Genomic DNA, 18,289 nt, shown 5'->3' with positions numbered 1-18,289 from the left:
ATATTGCTATATATAAATATTTTCCAACTTACATATTAAGATTAAATGGTTAAAACCCAGTAAATCCCATGCTCTACGATGCCCACTGTCACTGCTCCGAGCTGGAGAAGGAATATGACGTGATTGTGGCGGCTGTGTCCATGGACCTCAACACCTCCTTGAAAACGCTGAACATGAGGGGAAGGATTCTGAGAGGGGTTGGCATTCATCCCTGGAACGCTGGCAACGGTGAGCTGGAAAGGGTGAAGGAACTCGTGGATAGGGCAGACTTCGTGGGGGAGGTAGGACTGGATTACAGGCTGTCCAAAGCGAGTAAGGAGGTTCAGATCAAGTACTTTGAGGAATTTCTAGTCCCCGACAAGACAGTGAACATACACGCCCTGGATGCCTGGGAGGATGCCTTCAATCTCGCCCTAAAACATGGGGTGAGGAGGGCGATATTTCACTGGTACACCGGTCCCCATGACCTGCTCAAGGACATTGAGGGAGCAGGCTATTTCATAACCATCAATCCGTCGGTGACCTTTCAGGAGAAGCATCAGCGAATAGTGGACGTTGCTCCCGTGGAAATTATCCTCACTGAAAGCGATGGAGGTTACGTGTACAGGGGCAAGCTTCTTGAACCCACCATGGTGAGAGATGCATTACTGTTCATTTCCAAGAGAAAGGGGATGGATGAGGAGGAGGTTGAGAGGGTGGTGGAGAGAAATTTCAACAGAGCATTTGGAACAAGTTCTAATATCCTCTCCCGAAAGTGAATCCCATGCTTGCGCTAGTTACCGGAGCCTCCAAGGGAATAGGTAAGGCCACGGTAGAACTCCTCATGAGGGAAGGATATAGGGTTGTGGCCACGTCCAGAACGGAACCCGAGGTTGGCGATTACAGATTCAGACTGGACGTATCAAACAGGGGAGAGGTTGAGTCACTCATCTCGAAGGTGAGAAATGAAATAGGGGAAATAGATGCGGTGGTGAATAACGCAGGCTTTGGTATTTACGGATCCTTTCTGGAGACATCGCTGGAGGAAGAGGAGTACATGGTGAAGACGAATTTCCTTGGACCAATCTACGTCACCAAGAGCGTCTACCCCATCATGGTAAAGAGGAGATCTGGTTCCATCGTGAACGTGGTATCGGAGGCAGCATACGTTAACTCCCCGGTTCTCCTAGTGTACTCCGCAACAAAGGCTGGGCTGGCAAGTTTCACTAACGGTCTGTGGGTTGAAGCAAGAAAGTACGGGGTGAAGGTATCTGGGGTCTACCCGGGCCCCGTAAAGACCAACTTCTCATCTCACCCATCCTTCAAGGGGCGCGAGATAACCCCCAAGTATGCCGTAGAGCCTGAGAAGGTGGCCAGGGCGATACTGAAGGGGATAAGGACAGGGAAAAGGGAGATCTACGTTCCCTCAAAGCTCAGGTTAGACCCCTACTTCCTCAAGCTAGCCAACGTAATGCAGGAATTAACCTACAGGCTGGTGGACAGGTTGGCCGTTTAGTTACCTCATCCATGGCAAATGTTCTTGCCCAGCCCAAGGACTTTCTTTCGGGGCTACCTCATACTGCGTATTTAAGGAGCCTTAAACGTGAAATACACAACAAACCAGCTAGGCCCAATTCTTTTACCTTCTCACGTCTAGGACGCTTTGACCTACAGTGGAACTTAACCATATGGATCCCAGTTATCAGGGCCCGTCAGACACTTTCACTCAATCTAGATAGTAACGCAAATTTCTCCACTGCTTCGTAAAGTTTAAAGTTTTAACTGGTGTATCACCAGTTACTGGTGTAACTACAGTTGATATTTGATCTTCATCCCAAGGAGAAACTTGAGGAGCTTGCGGGGAGGGAAAAGGATGTGGAGTACATGCTTTCCCAGCTACTTTACGGGAATTGGGTAATTTTGAGTGGACAGAGAGAGATTGGAAAAACCTCCACCATGAAAGTCGTAATAAACGAAATGCGGAGGAGAAGGAAAATACCTGGGATATACCTCAATCTTAGAGGGATCACGAGCCTGAACTCGCTTCTTTCCCATCTCCTGACGGAAATAAATAGGGACAAGATTGAATGGAATTTTCACGTGAACGTGAACCTAGTCATAACGTCCGCCGGAATCGAGGTGAGGAGGGGAAGCAAGGTTGTGAATAGCCTTGTGGAGTTACTAAACTCTGCTGAGGAAATAGTAATTGGCCTAGACGAGGTTCAGGAGCTGTATCCCGTGTCTAGACAGTTCCTTGAGGTGCTGGGTAACGTTTTCTCCAGTAATCCGAGGGTGCACTTTCTATTTTCTGGATCTTACGTAGGTGTTGTGGAGACGTTACTGAATCCTCCCTCCAACTCCCCTCTTCACGGCAGACCTCCAGTGGAAATTAGGCTGAAACCCTTCACTAGGGAAGAATCAAGGAGTTTTCTAGAAAGGGGAATGAAGGAGGCAGGAGTGAACTTTGACCGGTTTGAGGTGATAGACGTGCTGGATGGAGTGGTGGGCTGGCTTACGCTTTTTGGAAATTTTTTCGCTTTGCGAAGACTGGACTACTACACCTCCTTGAGAGGAACTTTGGAAGAAGCTAAGAAAATCATGAGGGACGAGTTCAATCACTTTCTATCAAGGAAGGGAAACAGGAAGCTGTACTGCGAGATCATGAACGTACTGAAGGTGGTGAGCAGGTGGAAGGAGATAAAGAGGGGCGTTGAAATAGCGTTGGGGAGAATAGACGATAAGGAGTTTTCCAGTGCCCTGCAGAACTTGGTGAAGTATAACTTCGTGGTTAAATCCTCGGAGGAGTACAGGATAGAGGATCCCGTGTTAAGGGAAGTGGAATTCAGGTGTTAGCTCTGGTGGTGTCGTTCCACCTTCACCGGGTTCTCCAGCTTTCCTATCTTCTCCACTTCCACGACCAAGTTGGCCTCCAAGGCCTGAAACTTGTATTCGGAAGCCTCCTCTGCCCCCCTATAACCAATGGTGCCGGTGGAGATAAGACTGAGCCTGGGGACCGTGAGAACCTTGGACACCTCCACCAGAAGGTCTTCCACACCGTAAATGAGCTCGTCGCTTTTACCTTCCTGCACCACCACGTCGCCGTAAATGCTTCTCATGGTCAATCCGGTGATGTCACCTAACTCGTCAGCTGTAACTATCCACGGTCCCATGGGGGCGAAGGTATCCCTGTTCTTGTTCCTGAAGTGAGATCCTCTCACCGCCATTTTTTTCACCTTTCCATCCATGGGATCCCTCCTGTACGCATAGTACATGTCCTCCTTCATTTCCCCTGGTGCGGTAACGTCGTTGAACACCGTGTAGCCCAGGATGGCGTTTCTCGCTTCCTCTCTGCTGGCCATCTTCAGGGGCTTGCTCACGATGACCCCTATCTCAACCTCAGGCCTCACGCCAGATTGGGGGGCAAGTATCACGTCTCCAGGACCTATAACCAGCTGTGGGAGTTTCAGGAAAAACTTGGGAGATCCCAGCATTTCCCTAGCTTCCCTCTTATCCTCCACTCCCAGCATCCTGGGGGAATTAACCAGGGTGCAGAATATGGCTGATGGGATTAAAGGGGCAGTTAACTTAACCTGATCGATCTTTACCTCTTCCCCTGTTTCCCTTCCCCCCAGGCCCTGCGTAATCACGATGGAGTCTCCCTTCAGGTAGCCTGTCCCTGTCTCCCCTCTCCAGATGAATGAAACTAACTTCATCTCAACCACTAAGGCTGTGTAAAAAATTATGCTTTGGGGTTTGGCATCTGATCCATTATGTCCCTAACCATCTTCACGAACTCGTGTTTTCTATCCCTGTAAACCTCGGTGTACATCTGGGCCCACCTGATCGTGGGATCGCCTCTGCTGAACCTGTCGTACTGTTCATACCTCATCCCTGTCTCGGAACCTATGGTATCCCAGAGAATGTTGAATAGCTTCGCCCTCTCCAGGGCTGGTAGACCCTTGGAGGCCAGATACTTGTCCAGAAGGGCCCTCTCCTCTGGATTCTCAAAGTCCCTTATCCCTGCGGGAACAGGGATGGAGGATCCTGCACTTATGGACCTCAGGATCTCATTTATCCTGGGTAGGGCCTTCATTCCCATGGAGCTTATGGCTATGGCTATCTGTGGATTAGGTCTATACACACCAGGCAACTGCTCACCAAGCTCCTCCGACGCAACCATTCCAGCCTCGTACATCGCCAGGTAAATCAGGATCTCGCCCAGCTTCTCCTGGACATTGATGAAATTGTTGATACCCACGGCCTCAGCGATGGCTATGGCCAGACCTGCCAGGAACTTTGTCCTAGAGTAGTGCTGTATCACGAAGTGCCAGTTGAACCATCCTCTCAGGTTCACCGTGTGCCACATGAATCCCTCAATCTCCTCAGGCTTCCTGTAGAAGATAATCCTGTCCCAAGGTATCAGAACGTTGTCCAGCACCATTATGGCGTCAGGTTCCTCATATCTGGAGGTGATAGGGTACTCAAACTCTCCGAACTCCTCCTTGGGATGGAACCCCCTCCTCGAGATGAACTTTACCCCTTTGCTTTCCGTGGGAAGGGAGAAGAACACAGCGTATCTGGAGTCCGTATCCCTCTTCACGTTTGGTAAATACCACAGCCTTTCAGAGTAGGGGCCCGCAGTGGACAGGAGGGCGGCTCCTCTCACAACCAGTCCCTCCGTGGTCTCGTTGACCACGCCCACCTGTATGTAGGGGTCCTCCCATTGAGATGGAGGTCTGGATCTGTCATACATTGGCGCAACGATGGCGTGGGTATAGAAGAGGTCCTGTTTCGCTGCCTCCCTGTATATCTCTATCACGTTCTCCATCATCTTGCTTCCAAAGACTTTCCCGAAGTAGTCGTCAGCGTGGGCGTAGAACAGCATGGTCCACACGTTTAGGTAATCGGGACTTCTGCCGAAGAACCCCCTGTAGAAGTCGTAGATCTTGCTTATTCCCATCCTTAGCTGTCTCAACTCCTCCTTATTCCTTGGCCTGAAGAAGGTTATGCTGGTCTCCTCTCCTACGTCCGGGTTGTATACCCTTAGGTACTCCTTGTACTCATCCTTCCAGTGAAGGTCATAGTAGTCGGAAACTGTGCGTATGGCTGTCTTGAATGCGGGATGTTCCGTTACATCCCTCACTTTCTCCCCGTTATAGTATATCTCTCCGTGATGTCCTTCCTTCATGCTTTTTATGAAATCTACTCCCTTACGGATCAATTATTCCACCCCCGTAACTTACCCGTGATGTCCTCCACGGGAACCCATTCCTTGAGCCAGGACTCTGGTACTTCCCTCCCCCAGAAATCTGACCTATACCTTAACTGATCCCAGGTCCAGGCAATGGGCTTCCACTTATCGGGATCAAGGACGAAATAGTCCCCCGTAAAGAACTCTATCCTGTTCCTGTCCTGATCCCTCAGATAAACGTAAAACCCTTGAGTTACTCCGTGCCTCCCTGGTCCCCTCTCCAGGCTGTCCCAGAGTTGAGCAGAGGAGACCAAATCCGCAGCCCTTATGATGTCCCTCACATCGTGAACGTAGAACGTTGCGTGATGGAATCCCGGAACATTCCTGGAGCTTCTGGCAATGGCAATCTCGTGAGAATGACCAATCTTAGTCATCCATGAAACCATCTTTCTCCCCTCCTTATCCAGGAAGGTTTCGGTCTCGGTGAATCCAAAAACCTTGGTGTAGAACTCAACCTCTGCCTCAAGGTCCTTTACCATGAAGTTAATGTGATCTATTCTAACAGGGGTTACTCCCCTATACTCGTGGAATTTGAGCCTCTTATCCCCCACGTATTCCATGTCGTGATAAAGGAGAATGGGCAGACCCTGTGGATCCTCAAAGAGAAGAGCGTCCTCCACACCCTTCTCCTTCATTCTCCTATACCTTATGCCCATCTCATCAAATTTCTCCCTGGCCTGGTCCAGGACCTCCGCCTTCCTCACCCTCAGGGAGGCGTATGAGAGACCGGGGGAATCGGCTTTCCTTAAAACGAGACTGTGATGTTGCCCCTCCTCAACACCACGTAAATAGGCCTCGTCCCCGTTCCTCTCCGTTTCCACAAAGCCCAGAAGATCCCTGTAGAAAAAGAGGGCCCTCTCCAGATCTGTGACCCTGTAAACCACATGGGAGACGCGTAATATGTCAAGCATATGTGAAAAGTGGAGACAATTTTCTTAAACCCGAGATGAAAGGGGTTTCAGCAACCTCCTTCAACCACCCATCTCCATGCCTAGGAAAGATCAACGGAAATCAACTTTTCCTCACTCATGGCCAGCATGGTACTTCTCACACCTTCCCTGCTCCCTATTCCGCTAAGGCCAACCCCTCCGAAGGGAAGGGAATCCCATCTCAACCTGGTGCTATCGTTAATTATCACGGCTCCAGCCCTAATTTCCCGGCTCATTTTCAGTGCCATCTTCAGGTCCGAGGTGAAAATGGAAGCCTGAAGGCCGTACTCAGTGGAGTTTGCCAATTCCACGGCCTCCTTCCAGTCCGAGAACTTGGCTATGGGTGCCACAGGACCGAAGATCTCCCTTCTCATGACCACCATCTCCAAGTTGGCGTTCTCCACCACCGTCGGAGCGAAATAATAACCTCCAGTTACGGACGAGCCCCTGTGAAGCAAACCTCCCTTTCTCTGGGAGTCCACCACCGCGTCCTCCAACTCCTTGACCACGTTCGCAGAGATTACAGGTCCCACCTCGGTACTCTCATCCATGGGGTCTCCAACCCTCAAGGACTTCACCCTGTTTACATATTCTCTCACAAACTTCTCATAGATACCTTCCTGAACCAGGATTCTCTTCCCGGCATTGCAGTTCTGTCCGGCATACTCAAACCTGGCCCTGACGGAGATGGATAATGCCCTCTCCAGATCGGCGTCGTTGAACACTATGATGGGATCAGATCCACCCATCTCCATCATGAGCCTTTTCCCTGTTGTAACTGCCTTAGAGGCAATGGAGGTCCCCACAGGGGTTGAGCCGGTAAAGGTTATCCCTTTCACCTTCCTGTTCTCCACTATCTCTGCCCCCACGGTATCTCCACCGCCCGGAAGAACGCTCAGCGCACCCCTGGGAAGTCCAGCGTCATACAGGATCTCGCCCAGCAGGACACCCGTGATAGGGGTTGAGGTTGAGGGTTTCACAACCACTGTGTTTCCCACAGCCAAGTTAGGCGCCACCTTGTGGGCGAAACTGTTTGCCGGGAAATTGAAGGGAAGAATTGCCCCAACCACTCCAAGTGGTTCCCTTATGGACATCACCATTCTCTTCTCGTTACCGGGAGGATACTCATACCCATCCACCCTGAAAGTAGTACCCTCCAGAACCAGTCTGGCCTCCTGTGCTGCAGACCTGAAGAGGTGAATTGCCCTGGTAACCTCGACCCTGGCATCCCTTATGGGTTTTCCGGACTCTGCAGTCAAGGTTCTGGCCAGCTCTTCGCTCCTTCTCTCCATGATATCTGCAGCCCTCTCCAGGATTCTTGTTCTGTCCTTCAGTGCAAGTCTAGAGAAGTGATCGAAGGCCTGATCAGCAAGTTCTATGGCATGTCTGGTCTCCTCTCTTCCAGCTACGGAGATCTCCTCAAGGGGCTTTCCCTTTCCCGGATCCATCACAGTTACCTTGGTCTGGGTTACTATCTTCTCTCCACCTAGAATAATTGGAATCATGGAAATCAAATAATGTTTTAGCCAGAAAACTAAAGGATTTCCATGATACAGATTTCATATGAAGCCCTGCCTTTCTATCTCAGGGACAGGGATACACTGCAATCTATTTGTAAACAGGACGTTCCATAACTAAAATACTAAGTAGCCTAAACGTGGCTACCTTTTAATCATCCTTAACTCAGGTCAGAGTTGAGGTAGTGCACTGTCAACTTCCTGTAGGCGTTCCTCAGATGATGAAGGAAAGTAACCTTGCTTAGGCCCAGCTCCATGGCCACAGTATCCGCATCCGCCTTCCTTGGGTAGTCCAGATACCCCCTGGAATAGGCAGTTCTCAATGCCCTCCTCTCAGCTGGTGAGAGCCTGGGACCCAAGTCCAGCTTGAAGTCCTCCACAGAATAATTCACCAGCTTTCCGTATGACGATACCTCGCTCAGTATCTCAGATACCCTGTCCCTGGAAATTACGAAGCCCCAGGTCTCGGTTCCCCTCCAGATTCTGTTAAACAGAAACATCACCTCCTTATCGTATAGCCAGCCTGCCAGGGAATCCCTGTACCTGTTAAGAAAGTCCACAAAGTACACGTCGCCATAGGACGTTGCCTTATTTATCTTGAGCACGCCCCTTGACCTCTTCATCCTCAACACCACGGACTTATCCTTGGGATACACCGTTATCCTGGACCTCAAGTAATCCCTTTCCGGGTAAACCTGATAGTTCACAGTACTGGCATCCACGTCATCCAGATTACTAGTCCAGCATCCCTCATGTTGAACTGAAATCGTCATTACCTTTAAGGCTCCCATATGAAGTATATGAATATCTTAAACTTTAAAAGTCTTTTCCTTATTATATATGCATTAAAAATATTATAATTGTTAAGGGGTTAATGGGGAGATATCTCGTCCAGACGTTTCCTGGCAGTCCTGATTCCGGCCAGGGATATGAGCGCCGACACCAGCTGGAACGATATCATCAACATGAAAACCTCGAGTGGCACATTCCCTGTCACTCCCCGTGAGACTATGTTACCTATTTCCAGGGCCACAAGGAAGGAACCTATACCTCCCCCAATATGCCCTATTCCATCGGCCAACCCAAATCCTGTGACCCTGGCCCTGGTTGGAAAGTTCTCAGTGGTCCAAGTATAGGAGATGGGCACCCACAGGTTATTACCGAAGAAAAGCACAAGAGCTCCCAATACCTCGAGGGGGAAGTTACGCCCCGCCTCAGCCATGATTATTCCGCCAAGAAGCATTATGATCGCAGAGATGGGGACCCACACCTTCCTCTCCAGCCTATCCCCGAACAGAATCAGGAGAACTGGCACAGCCACGAAACCCAGTATTCCGAGGGACGCTATCATACCTGCCTCCGATGATGGATATCCCAAAGACGAGAGAATTGTGGTAAGCCCTGCAGCGTTGGTGTAAACAGTGATATACCCGAAGAACCACATGGACATTATGATTACCCACCTCTTCAGGTAAACCCTGTTCCCCAGGATTGTCTTCAGTGCCTCCCTGTAGGAAACCTCCGTGATGGTCTTCACCTCAATATGTTGCGGTATGGGTGGTAGTTCCCCCATCTTCCTTCTGGCAATCTCCTCCATCCTCTCCACAATTCTTGAGGCCTCAACTATCCTGCCCTTGGACACCAGCCATCTGGGGGACTCAGGTAGCTCAACCCTGAGTAACAGGCCTATTACCGCAAGGAGAGAGCCTATTCCATACATTATCCTCCAACCGGATGTGGCGAACACGCCAGTGTTTCCCAGGGCAACCGGGAGCCCCAGAGGAAAAGGCGCCGGGGGAGTGGTAATCAGGAGACCCAGCCAGAGACCCAGGAACGCTCCGAGGGTGGCGAACAGGAAAACCAGGGAAGTGAACTTGGCCCTCCCGTTCACAGGAGACACCTCATTTATATACGTGTTGACTATGGCCAGATCAGCTCCCACTCCAATCCCGGTTATGGTCCTAGCAAGCAAGTAGTTCAGGTAATCAGGGGATAACGCATTGTAGAGGGAACCCAACCCTGTGATGGCCATGGTAACCATGAGCATTCTCTTCCTCCCGTACCTGTCAGCCAGGGGAGTCAGGGCTAGCGCCCCGATGACGTACCCCACCAGGTTCCAGAGTACCACCGGGCCCAGCAACTGCGGAATCTTCGGAGACGATGGTGAGGTCACACCAAAGGTCGTGAGCGCTGTCTGAATGAACGAAACGTTAATGTCAAAGATATCAAAAAACGTGAAGAGGAAACCTGTACCCAGAACTGCTATGAACGTGGCCGGGAGCGACCAGACCGGCAACCTATCCAGTCTGGCTATAATTTCAGATGCGTTCTTTTCCTCCATTCCGACTCATGGGGAATTGAACGGGGAAATAATATCAGGTAAATTAAACCGATTTCATGAAGTACCATTAAAGTTAAAACGTGAATAAGTCCAAGATGATAAATAGGGCTCTATTACCCCTTATCAATTACGTGGAATCCGTGATCCCTCCAGCCAGTGAACAGAGAGTACCAGGGCGCCAGGGCCTCGAGCATGAGACCGGTAACCCCCTTCACCATGAACCTGGGTAAGTCCCGTCTCTTCAGGCCTGCATACCTCCTCGTGGTCACAAACCCATCCTTCAACATGAAGATCAGGGTGAACCATATGGGCCCCGTTAGAAACGGGCCGACGGGGAGGGGCGCGCTCGCGTCCCTCATGAGGACAAAGACTGGTACCAGAAAGCCCAACGCTGAGGAATACCAGCTGGCCAACTCCAGAAGGTACTTCAACCTGTTCCTCATGTCCATTCTTCCCTCCCTTAACCCGTCAACTATACCCAGTATCCATCTCCTCCTCTGTCTCAGGAAGTCCCTCATGTTCTGGGGTGGTATCTCGTAAACAAATCCCTTCATTACCCCATACCTGAACCTCCTGGACGCCCTCAGATGGAAAAGGAGATCCTCCGCCCTGACGGCACCGAAGTCCCATCCAATCTCCCTTTCCACCTCCGCCCTGGCCATGAAACCAGATCCATGCCACATCCCCCTTGGAGACAGGGACAAACTGATCACGTCGTTGGATGTCCTAAGCGTCTCCGTAACTGATAACACATCTCCCCTCCAGTTAACAGGGTAAACTATGGCGTGAACGCCCACATCCCTATCTCCCTGAACGAATTCAGCAATTCCCAGGAGGCTATCCTCTCCAAATACCGTCTCCTCATCGTGATAGTAAACCCAGGTTCCTGATCCAGCGCCCTTCCTCTGCTCCATGGCGTACTGGAGTGCCCTGGCCTTAAACATGGACCTGTTCCTGGTTTCGTAACTGCTGGGAACAACCTCTATTCTGGCTTCCAGTCCCCTTAAGCCTTCTTCCCTTCCCTCGTCCGTGACCACCCAGATCTCGTGGGGAATCTTCACTGAATACTTTCGCTCTACCTCCCTGTACCAGTGATGAAGGGACTTCACCGTCCTCTCCACTGTCCTGACATTTTTGCCCGAGGTAACCACCTGATTTATCACCACCCCATCATACCTGAAACCCCTGAGCCTGTCCACGTCAATGAAGGGCCTCTCCTTCTCCAGGGTCAGCCTGGACGCCCCGAATTCCCCCACCTTGGGTAACGCGAAGTACCAGCCCAGCTTGATGACGTCAAGGGCAGTCCTGAATTGCCAGCCAGGGAAGAGAAAAGCCATAACGGGGGACGAGGCCAGCATCCCGAGGAACTCCAGCCGGGAGGTTCTTTTCAATTCCTTAATAGTTTCATTATAAGCATCAACAGTAAAATTTTCAAATGAATTGGATAAAATCTGCATAAATAGAAGAATGCAGGATAGGATTTAACGTTTATCCAAACTCTGAGCCCGTCGTGCAATGGAGGACTGGAAGGGCATTGAAACGACCCTGGAAAGCCCGTGAAGTGGACATGGGGTAACGTTTTCCCATCTCCCGAGAGATGCGGATCGTGAGGGCGAAAGTTCTTCCACCTCCCGCACAGGGGAAGCCCAGGACAAACCGGGAACAATAAGTTATTAACCAGTCTCCATACCTGATTCAATGAAGAGGCTCTGGCTATTCTTTCTGGGAGCGGGGCTCTCCATTCTGCAGATAATGGATGGTGCTCTCCTGAAACTGGGCTTTCCCCTCTCCCTTCATGTGGCCTCGGGTGTGGCATTGCTAGTCATCTGCGTGGTCTCAACGTTGAGGACCTCCGGGGTTGAAAGGCGCATGTCGCTGGGTAACCTGGGACTTGTAATAGTGAACGGGGGGCTGGGGATATTCCTGGACCAGGTCCTCCTCCTGATACACCTTTTCCTTGCCCTTGGAGTTCTGGCCAACTTCTCCGTGATGTTTGGAATGGAAAGAAGGTGAGGAGTTACCGGTAAACCGTGGTTAAATCTAGTTTTTCAGAACAGATTTGGATGTTATCAAGAAAACTTTTTAATACACGAATAATACTCATTTTATGAGAAGAAATTTAGTACTGGCTGGTTTAATTATAATGCTGGTAGCAGTTGTGATGTATTTCAGTGCCTTCTTTGAGATTCACCAGAACACTGTCACGGCCTCAGGCACGCTCCAGCCGGGGCAATCAGTTCAGGAATCCTTTTCCTACAAGGAGGACGTGATAACTGTTATAGCCTCACCACCGGTCACCCTCAACGTGAATGTCCAGGGAAACGTGGTGACTCAGAACGTTTTCAATAACGCATTCGTGGCCATAGCCACGGGGTCCGGGAACTTGATTGTACAGAATAACTACACCTCCCCAGTGAAGGTAGACATAGTGGTGGCAAACCTGGCCTCTCCCATAGCCCTCTTTGGGATACTCAGCCTGCTCGGGATAGTCCTGGGGATTGCGGGGGTAGTGGTCCTAGTGATAGGAGTGTTGAGAAAGGAGAAATGAAGGCGGGAGTTATGACGAGCTCGTAATGAGCTATGAGCTCAGATATCGTGAGAAAATTAGAGATGAGAGTCAATCTTGCATATCCATGTATCTGCAAACTGAGCTTCATGGCATCGTCAAACTTGTATAAATTTATGGCTTCGTGACTTCGCACTGAACTTCTTAAATCTTAAAATACGCCCGCATGAGACACTATGCTCAGCTTCTAGAGATCAGTCATATACTAGTAATATAAATGAAATATTGACTAGCCAATGATTAATCCCACAACTTTACAGGCAAATAATATTTAAAGTTCACACTCCTGCCAGAATTACTAAGGTAGTTATAGCAGTAGTTATAGCCACTAAAACAACATATATCACTATCACGGTCAAAAGGCTTCTCTGCTCCGTAAAATGCCTCAAAACCAGATAGTTGATTATCGCCCCCGCGAACACTGCCAGTGCGGAAAGGTAGAGGTTCACCAGCGACAAAATCAAGGCAAAGTCCACCGAGGAAACGTAGATTCCACCAATTAACTTACTTAAGTTTGAAATTCCTCTGTCTATCAAGTTCGGCCAGGCTATTCTCCTAGCTGGTATTCCGATTAAAAAGCTAAGCAAGTAAATAGTTGCAAAGGCGCCCACAAACACAAAGTCGCTAGTGATATTATTCCTAGTTATTGGTATATTGAGGAAGGGAAGCTAGACGAAACATGAAAGAGATTCATTTAGTTTTAATTATTACACTATTATTTATTAAATCTATAATATTTTTAGTCAATATTATAGAAAACAAAAACAAGTCAGGATCAAGTTCCATGACGTTAAATCTTCGCTATAACACGCATTCGATTAATGGCTAGTTACCTATTAGCTTACATGGAATGTCCGTTATAGCCAAGACTGGCATTACAGTTTTCGCATTTATCAATACCATCACAAGTACACGCTCCCGTAAGCCCCCAATGAGCATCCCCCTTTTGGGTAAGACCAAAGGAAGTGCAAGTTACTCCGGTCAGTTTAACCTTAGCTCCATCTTTCCACTCAAGCTCTTGATCCAAGGTGAAACCACACGGACCTATATTTCCATTTTCTACATGAGTAGTAATCTTATCTATAATAACGCTGAAATTTAGTTTTTCTTGAGAAAGAATTATTAAACTATCTACAACAAGGTTAACTGGAATAGTGAAGGCTGACTCATCTACGTGATACACTTTAGCACCTAGAGGAATCTTAAAGGCACCAGCAGCGCCCAAATCAATTGTAGAATCTCCAATAACCAATACGATTGGCTTCTTGGCATCAGTTACTATGGTAACCTCAGAAGTGGGTGAGGAAGAGTCCAAGAGCGCGAAACCGTAAGCTTTCTGTTTGATATCTACCGTACCTAGAGAAGGTGAGTAGAAATTAAACTTGCTAATAAGTTCAGGATGCATAGAGATTAAAATGGACGCAACTCTTCGCAAAATCTCACTTACTTCTTTTTCATCCTCCAAGTTTATTTCCTGGAATAATGCCCTATGCGGATCGCTCAGCGCAACGCCCTCAAGTAAACTCGCATATGCTAATCTCTTTATAAAGAGACTATGTTTCCATGAACTTATCTCATCAACCCTTTCAGGATAGGCGAAACCAATATAGAAGAAAAATGGCAAAATATCATTATGATACTCTAGTAAATCCAGAGCTATATCTTTGAATTTCCACGCATAGTCAGGGTTTCCACGTGACAAACCAACTAGAAATTGAGATAAAGCGGAGCTACCTCATATTGTTGTGTATTTAAGAAGCCTTTAACGTGAAATACACAACAAACCAGACTAGGCCCGATAAAGCTGATGGCGACCTCTCCTTAAGTTCGTTAACTACCTTCTCTATCTCTTGAATATGATGCCTTGCCAGTCCCATTCCTAAGAGCCTGAAGAATTCTCCGCTGCGGCTCTTGTTTAAAACCTGTGGATAATACTTTAAAGCGAGAACAGGGTAGAACTTTGCCACCCCTATCATGAAATCCATGGCGTCTATCTCACTTTCTTCTTTGTTCAGTAGATTACTTACTAAATCAATGTATTTTATTGCCGTCTCTGAGTTGGCCAACAATAACTTGGACAGGAAATATGCCTGTAATCTTGGGTAGTTCTTTAGTTCACTCAGAACTTCCTCGTCATTTAAGTATGCAAAGAAATCAATTATTCTTTCCCTGATCCCCTCGTTGCTTAATCTCTTTAGCGCTTCTTCCCTTAACTCTCTCGCTACAGCGGGATTTATTTGGGCCAGTCTAGGAAGGAAGTAAGCCACATATTCCAATCCCTTTTCCTTCAATATTCTAACTATTTCATCCTTTCTCTTCTCATCTAGCGACTTAGAGGTAGCTAATATTACCACCAATGAGCTCAGAAGGTTGGATTTGACATACTTATCATCAAAGTCTCTGCGTGCGAAACTGAGTATGAGCTCCAGAGGGGCCTTATCTGGCCTCAATTCACTTATACCAAAGAGATACTTACTCCCCACCAATACTTTCTCTAGGTCATTAGACTCCAGCCACCGCTCAAATATATCTGCGAAGAGCTCTTTCCCGGCCAATATACTAATAAATCTCATTAAAGGATACGACATTCCCGCAGATATAACGTACTCATCTTTCACGTTAAGGGATCTGACTATACTCTCCAGGTTCTGTTTCACCAATTCTGCATCAACATCAAGAGACTTCAAGAGTAGCAGTAAGGCCTCCTCCCTTAGTCGTGGATCAGATAGGAGAGAATTCATCTCACCGATTACGTTTATCCTTTCCTTAATTTTGGGAGCCTTCCTTGCCAAGCGAAAATATCTCATGGCGAGGAGCTTGTCTCCTTCCATAAACTGCTTTAGAAAGTATTCTTCGATGCTATTATCTTCATGTAGGGACAATAACTCCACAAGCTTCATCTTCAGATCTAAAGAGGGGAAACTTTCCCTAGACCCCTCTTGAGTGGAATTGTTTGTTTGTGGACTAGGGAGAGAGAGTATTCCAAGTATTTTTTCCTTCGTTCCTTCTGAGAGATTGTAATCTTTGCCCATGTTCTTCAGAGTATCTGCTATCCACCAGCTCGCCTCATCCGTATTTATTGACTCTTCGATCTTAGGAAGCCAAGCTCTCAACGAGTTTGAATTTGTGAAGGAGAGTTGCCTGAGCCTAGAGGCTCCTATAAACCTGCTATTGGGGTTCCTACTTCCTAATAACTTCAAGGCACACCTTATTGTATCTTCGCTTGCACCTTTTCCAGCTAAAAATGCCTCTGCATAAAGCTCTGGAGCATTGTCAGGGCATTCATTACCGAAACTACCTAATACAATGAAATTAATGGGGTCCTTAGCTACGTCAAGCAGTACTTGAAGAAGGCTAGTTCCGTCAACTTTAGCCTCTAAAATGTGACGAAGACGTTCCATCTGTTCGTTATTAATATAGTTTCGTGCCTTGAAGAGATAGGTCAAAAGCGAAAGAAACACATCGTAACTCTTTGCTGAGTGTGTCCAACAATTTATCTCACCTGCCACAATTGCAACAGGTTGTAGACGGTGAAGTAGGTGGAGAACCACTTCCTCAGGCTCCACTTGCTGGAGTTCCACGGGAAGTGGAAGTCCATCCCTGACAACCTGTGCTTCACAGTCCTGAAGACCTGTTCAACCCTGTTCCTCACCCCGAAGGTAATGTGCTCGTGTTCTACCCCTGCCATGGAGAGGAAGTTGTACGCGGGTAGGCCGTCGTGGACATATCTGGCCTTAAGCACCTCGCCCCTCACCCTCAGCTCAACCTCCCTCACTCCCCCTACCAGGATTAGCACGTCCAGACCTGACCTGGCCTCGGTGACCATGAAGAAGGGTATAACGCCCGTGTTGAGGTCCCTCACGACCCACAGGTAGTACACCACGCCCTTAACCAGGATTACCTTGGTCTCGTCCACGGCGTACTCCCCTGACACAGGCACGTCAACTCTCGCGCTTGATAATCTCCTCCAGTAGTAGTGAACAGTGCTCCTGGGCAACTTGAACCTCCTGAGCGAGTGGCCCAGGTAGTAACCAGCAAGGGCCCTCGCCACCTCCTCCAGGGAGTGGAACCTGGGCTCAAGGTTATTAACCCTTAGAAGGTAACACATTATCTGGGTCAGGACGGGGAGAGACGCGATCTTCACGCTCCCACCCAGAATCAACCCGTCCTGGCCCAACTTAAATTTTGTCTATTATAGCAATATTGTTGGACACACTCAGTCTGTATATTCAATCTTTATGGTTTATATGCGAATGGTGTGAAGTCTTTATTTTCCATTACGAATTTCTTTAATTCGTTGCCTTTTCTATATATTGCTGATTTAATTTTCTTTTTAACAATTATGTCGTATAAATGTTTAGTTACAGATAAAGCAGAATCTTTGGATAGATATCCATTTGAGTCTAAGGATAGACTTTTTGTGGCGAATACTGCGTGTATGCCTATTGGTTTGAACATTTCGGAAAAATCGTAAGTAAAGGATACTCTTCCTGACATATTTTTATGCATGACGCCAAAGTAGGGATCAAATCCTACGGCGATTAAGGCGTGGGTGCAAAGTCCGTAAATTATGGAGTAAGCGTAGTCAATGCCTCTGTTTATTGGGTCGTTGTTTCTTGGTTTTCTTCCACTGAAGTTAGGAAAGAACTTTGATAGTTCTTCCCAGGCTTTTTTACTCATTTCTGCTTCTCTTACTCTTAGAGAATCAATGTCTGAAACTTTGTCAAAGCTGATTTTTACTGGGTTGACTTGAATTTTTCTAAGATAAGAAAAATATTTCATTAAATTATTCATACTTAAAATTTTGCCTTCAATAAATTTTTTGGCTAAGTATAATTTGTCGTTGTCGCTCATTAAGTATTGTTTAGCTCTAATTTCGCTCATAGTATTGAGAAAAGGAGAGACTAAGACGGAATCGTAAATTTTGCCATTAATGACTACAGGAACTCCAATAGAGGCAAGAAAAAGAAGAACTGAAGATGAGAGAGTAACATTGCTTCCCATAATAATAAGTAATTCAAGTTCATGTGTGGAAACTTCAGTAGTTTTACCAGCCCAGGTAATTATTAAATCTGAAGCTTTTCTGCTGATTGTAGCATTTTTGACAATCAGTATAATTTGCAATCACCATAATTAGTTTGATATGAAAGTTTTTATTTTTACATAGCTAATAATGTTTTATCATTTAGTGGAATTATTTGTAATTATTGAATAGATTTGTGGTTTTTCCAAATACGTTAATATTAACGTTCTCTTCATGAAAATGAGTTTTAAACTGCAAAAGTTTATCATACAAAGTAAGGATAAGCGATTTTAATAGTTTAATGGAATTAACTACTGATAGTGTTTTACGGATTTTTAACTATCTTCAAGAAAGTTCGTACAAAAATAAACTGTTTATAGATATTAGTAATCTGATCTTAAAAGTGAAATTTTCTTAAGATAATAGGAGGAACTGAAAGATATAGGTAAAATTGAAGGAAAGTACTATATTGGTTTTGTTTAGTCTTTTCATTACTTTGGAATTTTTCAAAATTTACTCCTTTATATTCTCTACAAAGATAACGTACTACGTAGTATAGGTAACACATAACATTATAATTTTTGCAGAATATAAACGCTAACAAATGGATTGTCGGATCATCAAAATCATAATTTTCGCAGGGCTTTTCATTTTCATGACATAAAGATTGATACTTTTACAAC

17 protein-coding genes are annotated in these 18,289 nt (G+C 47.0%); 5 read left to right on the top strand and 12 right to left on the bottom strand.

Going from position 1 to position 18,289, the window contains the following annotated elements:
* Positions 1-68 precede the first annotated feature (68 nt).
* The 3 genes from QVC96_RS13585 (at position 69) to QVC96_RS13575 (ending at position 2,832) form a co-directional block, all read left to right on the top strand.
* A complete protein-coding gene (locus QVC96_RS13585; RefSeq protein ID WP_287689551.1) occupies positions 69-758 on the top strand; it encodes a TatD family hydrolase in 690 nt (229 codons plus the stop codon).
* Positions 759-763: 5 nt separating this feature from the next.
* Positions 764-1,495 carry an SDR family NAD(P)-dependent oxidoreductase gene (locus QVC96_RS13580; protein ID WP_287689550.1) on the top strand — a complete coding sequence of 244 codons (732 nt, stop codon included), beginning with the start codon at positions 764-766 and terminating at the stop codon, positions 1,493-1,495.
* 299 nt (positions 1,496-1,794) lie between these two features.
* Positions 1,795-2,832 carry an AAA family ATPase gene (locus tag QVC96_RS13575; RefSeq protein WP_287689549.1) on the top strand — a complete coding sequence of 346 codons (1,038 nt, stop codon included), beginning with the start codon at positions 1,795-1,797 and terminating at the stop codon, positions 2,830-2,832.
* Here the strand turns inward: QVC96_RS13575 and QVC96_RS13570 are convergent.
* The 7 genes from QVC96_RS13570 to QVC96_RS13540 form a co-directional block, all read right to left on the bottom strand.
* Positions 2,829-3,692: a fumarylacetoacetate hydrolase family protein gene (locus QVC96_RS13570; protein ID WP_287689548.1), complete on the bottom strand. Its 864-nt coding sequence runs from the start codon at positions 3,690-3,692 to the stop codon at positions 2,829-2,831. The two genes, QVC96_RS13575 and QVC96_RS13570, sit on opposite strands and share 4 nt — an antisense overlap.
* Positions 3,693-3,718: 26 nt before the next feature.
* On the bottom strand, positions 3,719-5,200 hold the full coding sequence (locus tag QVC96_RS13565) for a 4-hydroxyphenylacetate 3-hydroxylase family protein (RefSeq protein ID WP_287689547.1): 1,482 nt from the start codon (positions 5,198-5,200) through the stop codon (positions 3,719-3,721).
* The gene (gene hpaD / locus QVC96_RS13560) at positions 5,197-6,141 is read right to left on the bottom strand and encodes a 3,4-dihydroxyphenylacetate 2,3-dioxygenase (protein WP_238025929.1); all 945 of its coding nucleotides are present in this window, start codon (positions 6,139-6,141) and stop codon (positions 5,197-5,199) included. The genes QVC96_RS13565 and hpaD overlap by 4 nt, the downstream gene beginning before the upstream one ends.
* Positions 6,142-6,221: 80 nt before the next feature.
* Positions 6,222-7,664, bottom strand: a complete 1,443-nt coding sequence (locus QVC96_RS13555) for an aldehyde dehydrogenase family protein (protein WP_287689546.1) — start codon at positions 7,662-7,664, stop codon at positions 6,222-6,224.
* Positions 7,665-7,837: 173 nt separating this feature from the next.
* The gene (locus QVC96_RS13550) at positions 7,838-8,467 is read right to left on the bottom strand and encodes a helix-turn-helix domain-containing protein (RefSeq protein ID WP_238025933.1); all 630 of its coding nucleotides are present in this window, start codon (positions 8,465-8,467) and stop codon (positions 7,838-7,840) included.
* An 80-nt stretch (positions 8,468-8,547) separates the two neighbouring features.
* Positions 8,548-10,017, bottom strand: coding sequence for an MFS transporter (locus tag QVC96_RS13545; RefSeq protein WP_287689545.1), 1,470 nt, complete (start codon positions 10,015-10,017; stop codon positions 8,548-8,550).
* Between the two features lie 113 nt (positions 10,018-10,130).
* On the bottom strand, positions 10,131-11,408 hold the full coding sequence (locus tag QVC96_RS13540) for a glycosyltransferase family 2 protein (RefSeq protein WP_287689544.1): 1,278 nt from the start codon (positions 11,406-11,408) through the stop codon (positions 10,131-10,133).
* A gap of 307 nt (positions 11,409-11,715) precedes the next feature.
* On the opposite strand from QVC96_RS13540, the gene QVC96_RS13535 reads away from it, so the two are divergent.
* A complete protein-coding gene (locus QVC96_RS13535) occupies positions 11,716-12,030 on the top strand; it encodes a hypothetical protein (protein ID WP_287689543.1) in 315 nt (104 codons plus the stop codon).
* 94 nt (positions 12,031-12,124) lie between these two features.
* Positions 12,125-12,565 carry a hypothetical protein gene (locus tag QVC96_RS13530; RefSeq protein ID WP_238025939.1) on the top strand — a complete coding sequence of 147 codons (441 nt, stop codon included), beginning with the start codon at positions 12,125-12,127 and terminating at the stop codon, positions 12,563-12,565.
* A gap of 296 nt (positions 12,566-12,861) precedes the next feature.
* On the opposite strand, the gene QVC96_RS13525 is transcribed toward QVC96_RS13530, so the two are convergent.
* The 5 genes from QVC96_RS13525 to cas1 all read right to left on the bottom strand — a co-directional run bounded on the left by QVC96_RS13525 (position 12,862) and on the right by cas1 (position 17,707).
* Positions 12,862-13,119: a hypothetical protein gene (locus QVC96_RS13525; protein ID WP_287689542.1), complete on the bottom strand. Its 258-nt coding sequence runs from the start codon at positions 13,117-13,119 to the stop codon at positions 12,862-12,864.
* 305 nt (positions 13,120-13,424) lie between these two features.
* Entirely contained in the window at positions 13,425-14,285 is an 861-nt protein-coding gene (locus tag QVC96_RS13520; protein WP_287689541.1) for a hypothetical protein, read from the bottom strand.
* A 49-nt stretch (positions 14,286-14,334) separates the two neighbouring features.
* Complete coding sequence (locus tag QVC96_RS13515) at positions 14,335-16,092, bottom strand: hypothetical protein (RefSeq protein WP_287689540.1); 1,758 nt, start codon at positions 16,090-16,092, stop codon at positions 14,335-14,337.
* Positions 16,077-16,691 (bottom strand): IS6 family transposase, encoded by a 615-nt coding sequence (locus QVC96_RS13510; RefSeq protein ID WP_287690516.1) that lies wholly within the window; start codon positions 16,689-16,691, stop codon positions 16,077-16,079. Before QVC96_RS13510 ends, QVC96_RS13515 begins: the two co-directional genes overlap by 16 nt.
* Positions 16,692-16,819: 128 nt before the next feature.
* On the bottom strand, positions 16,820-17,707 hold the full coding sequence (cas1, locus tag QVC96_RS13505) for a CRISPR-associated endonuclease Cas1 (protein ID WP_287689539.1): 888 nt from the start codon (positions 17,705-17,707) through the stop codon (positions 16,820-16,822).
* Positions 17,708-18,289 lie beyond the last annotated feature (582 nt).

It is taken from the genome of Metallosphaera javensis (ex Sakai et al. 2022), from assembly GCA_021654415.1.
In the GTDB taxonomy this organism is placed as follows: domain Archaea; phylum Thermoproteota; class Thermoprotei_A; order Sulfolobales; family Sulfolobaceae; genus Metallosphaera; species Metallosphaera javensis.
Note: the sequence above shows the minus strand (reverse complement) of the source record. Positions and strands in the feature narration are given on the sequence as shown.

Bases quoted from the DNA above. Each gene is read 5' to 3' on its own strand.
- QVC96_RS13530 (WP_238025939.1), top strand. From the start codon at position 12,125: ATGAGAAGAAATTTAGTACTGGCTGGTTTAATTATAATGCTGGTAGCA.
- QVC96_RS13510 (WP_287690516.1), bottom strand. From the start codon at position 16,691: ATGTGTTACCTTCTAAGGGTTAATAACCTTGAGCCCAGGTTCCACTCC.
- QVC96_RS13545 (WP_287689545.1), bottom strand. From the start codon at position 10,017: ATGGAGGAAAAGAACGCATCTGAAATTATAGCCAGACTGGATAGGTTG.
- hpaD (WP_238025929.1), bottom strand. From the start codon at position 6,141: ATGCTTGACATATTACGCGTCTCCCATGTGGTTTACAGGGTCACAGAT.
- QVC96_RS13535 (WP_287689543.1), top strand. From the start codon at position 11,716: ATGAAGAGGCTCTGGCTATTCTTTCTGGGAGCGGGGCTCTCCATTCTG.
- QVC96_RS13555 (WP_287689546.1), bottom strand. From the start codon at position 7,664: ATGATTCCAATTATTCTAGGTGGAGAGAAGATAGTAACCCAGACCAAG.
- QVC96_RS13570 (WP_287689548.1), bottom strand. From the start codon at position 3,692: ATGAAGTTAGTTTCATTCATCTGGAGAGGGGAGACAGGGACAGGCTAC.
- QVC96_RS13550 (WP_238025933.1), bottom strand. From the start codon at position 8,467: ATGGGAGCCTTAAAGGTAATGACGATTTCAGTTCAACATGAGGGATGC.
- QVC96_RS13580 (WP_287689550.1), top strand. From the start codon at position 764: ATGCTTGCGCTAGTTACCGGAGCCTCCAAGGGAATAGGTAAGGCCACG.
- QVC96_RS13585 (WP_287689551.1), top strand. From the start codon at position 69: ATGCTCTACGATGCCCACTGTCACTGCTCCGAGCTGGAGAAGGAATAT.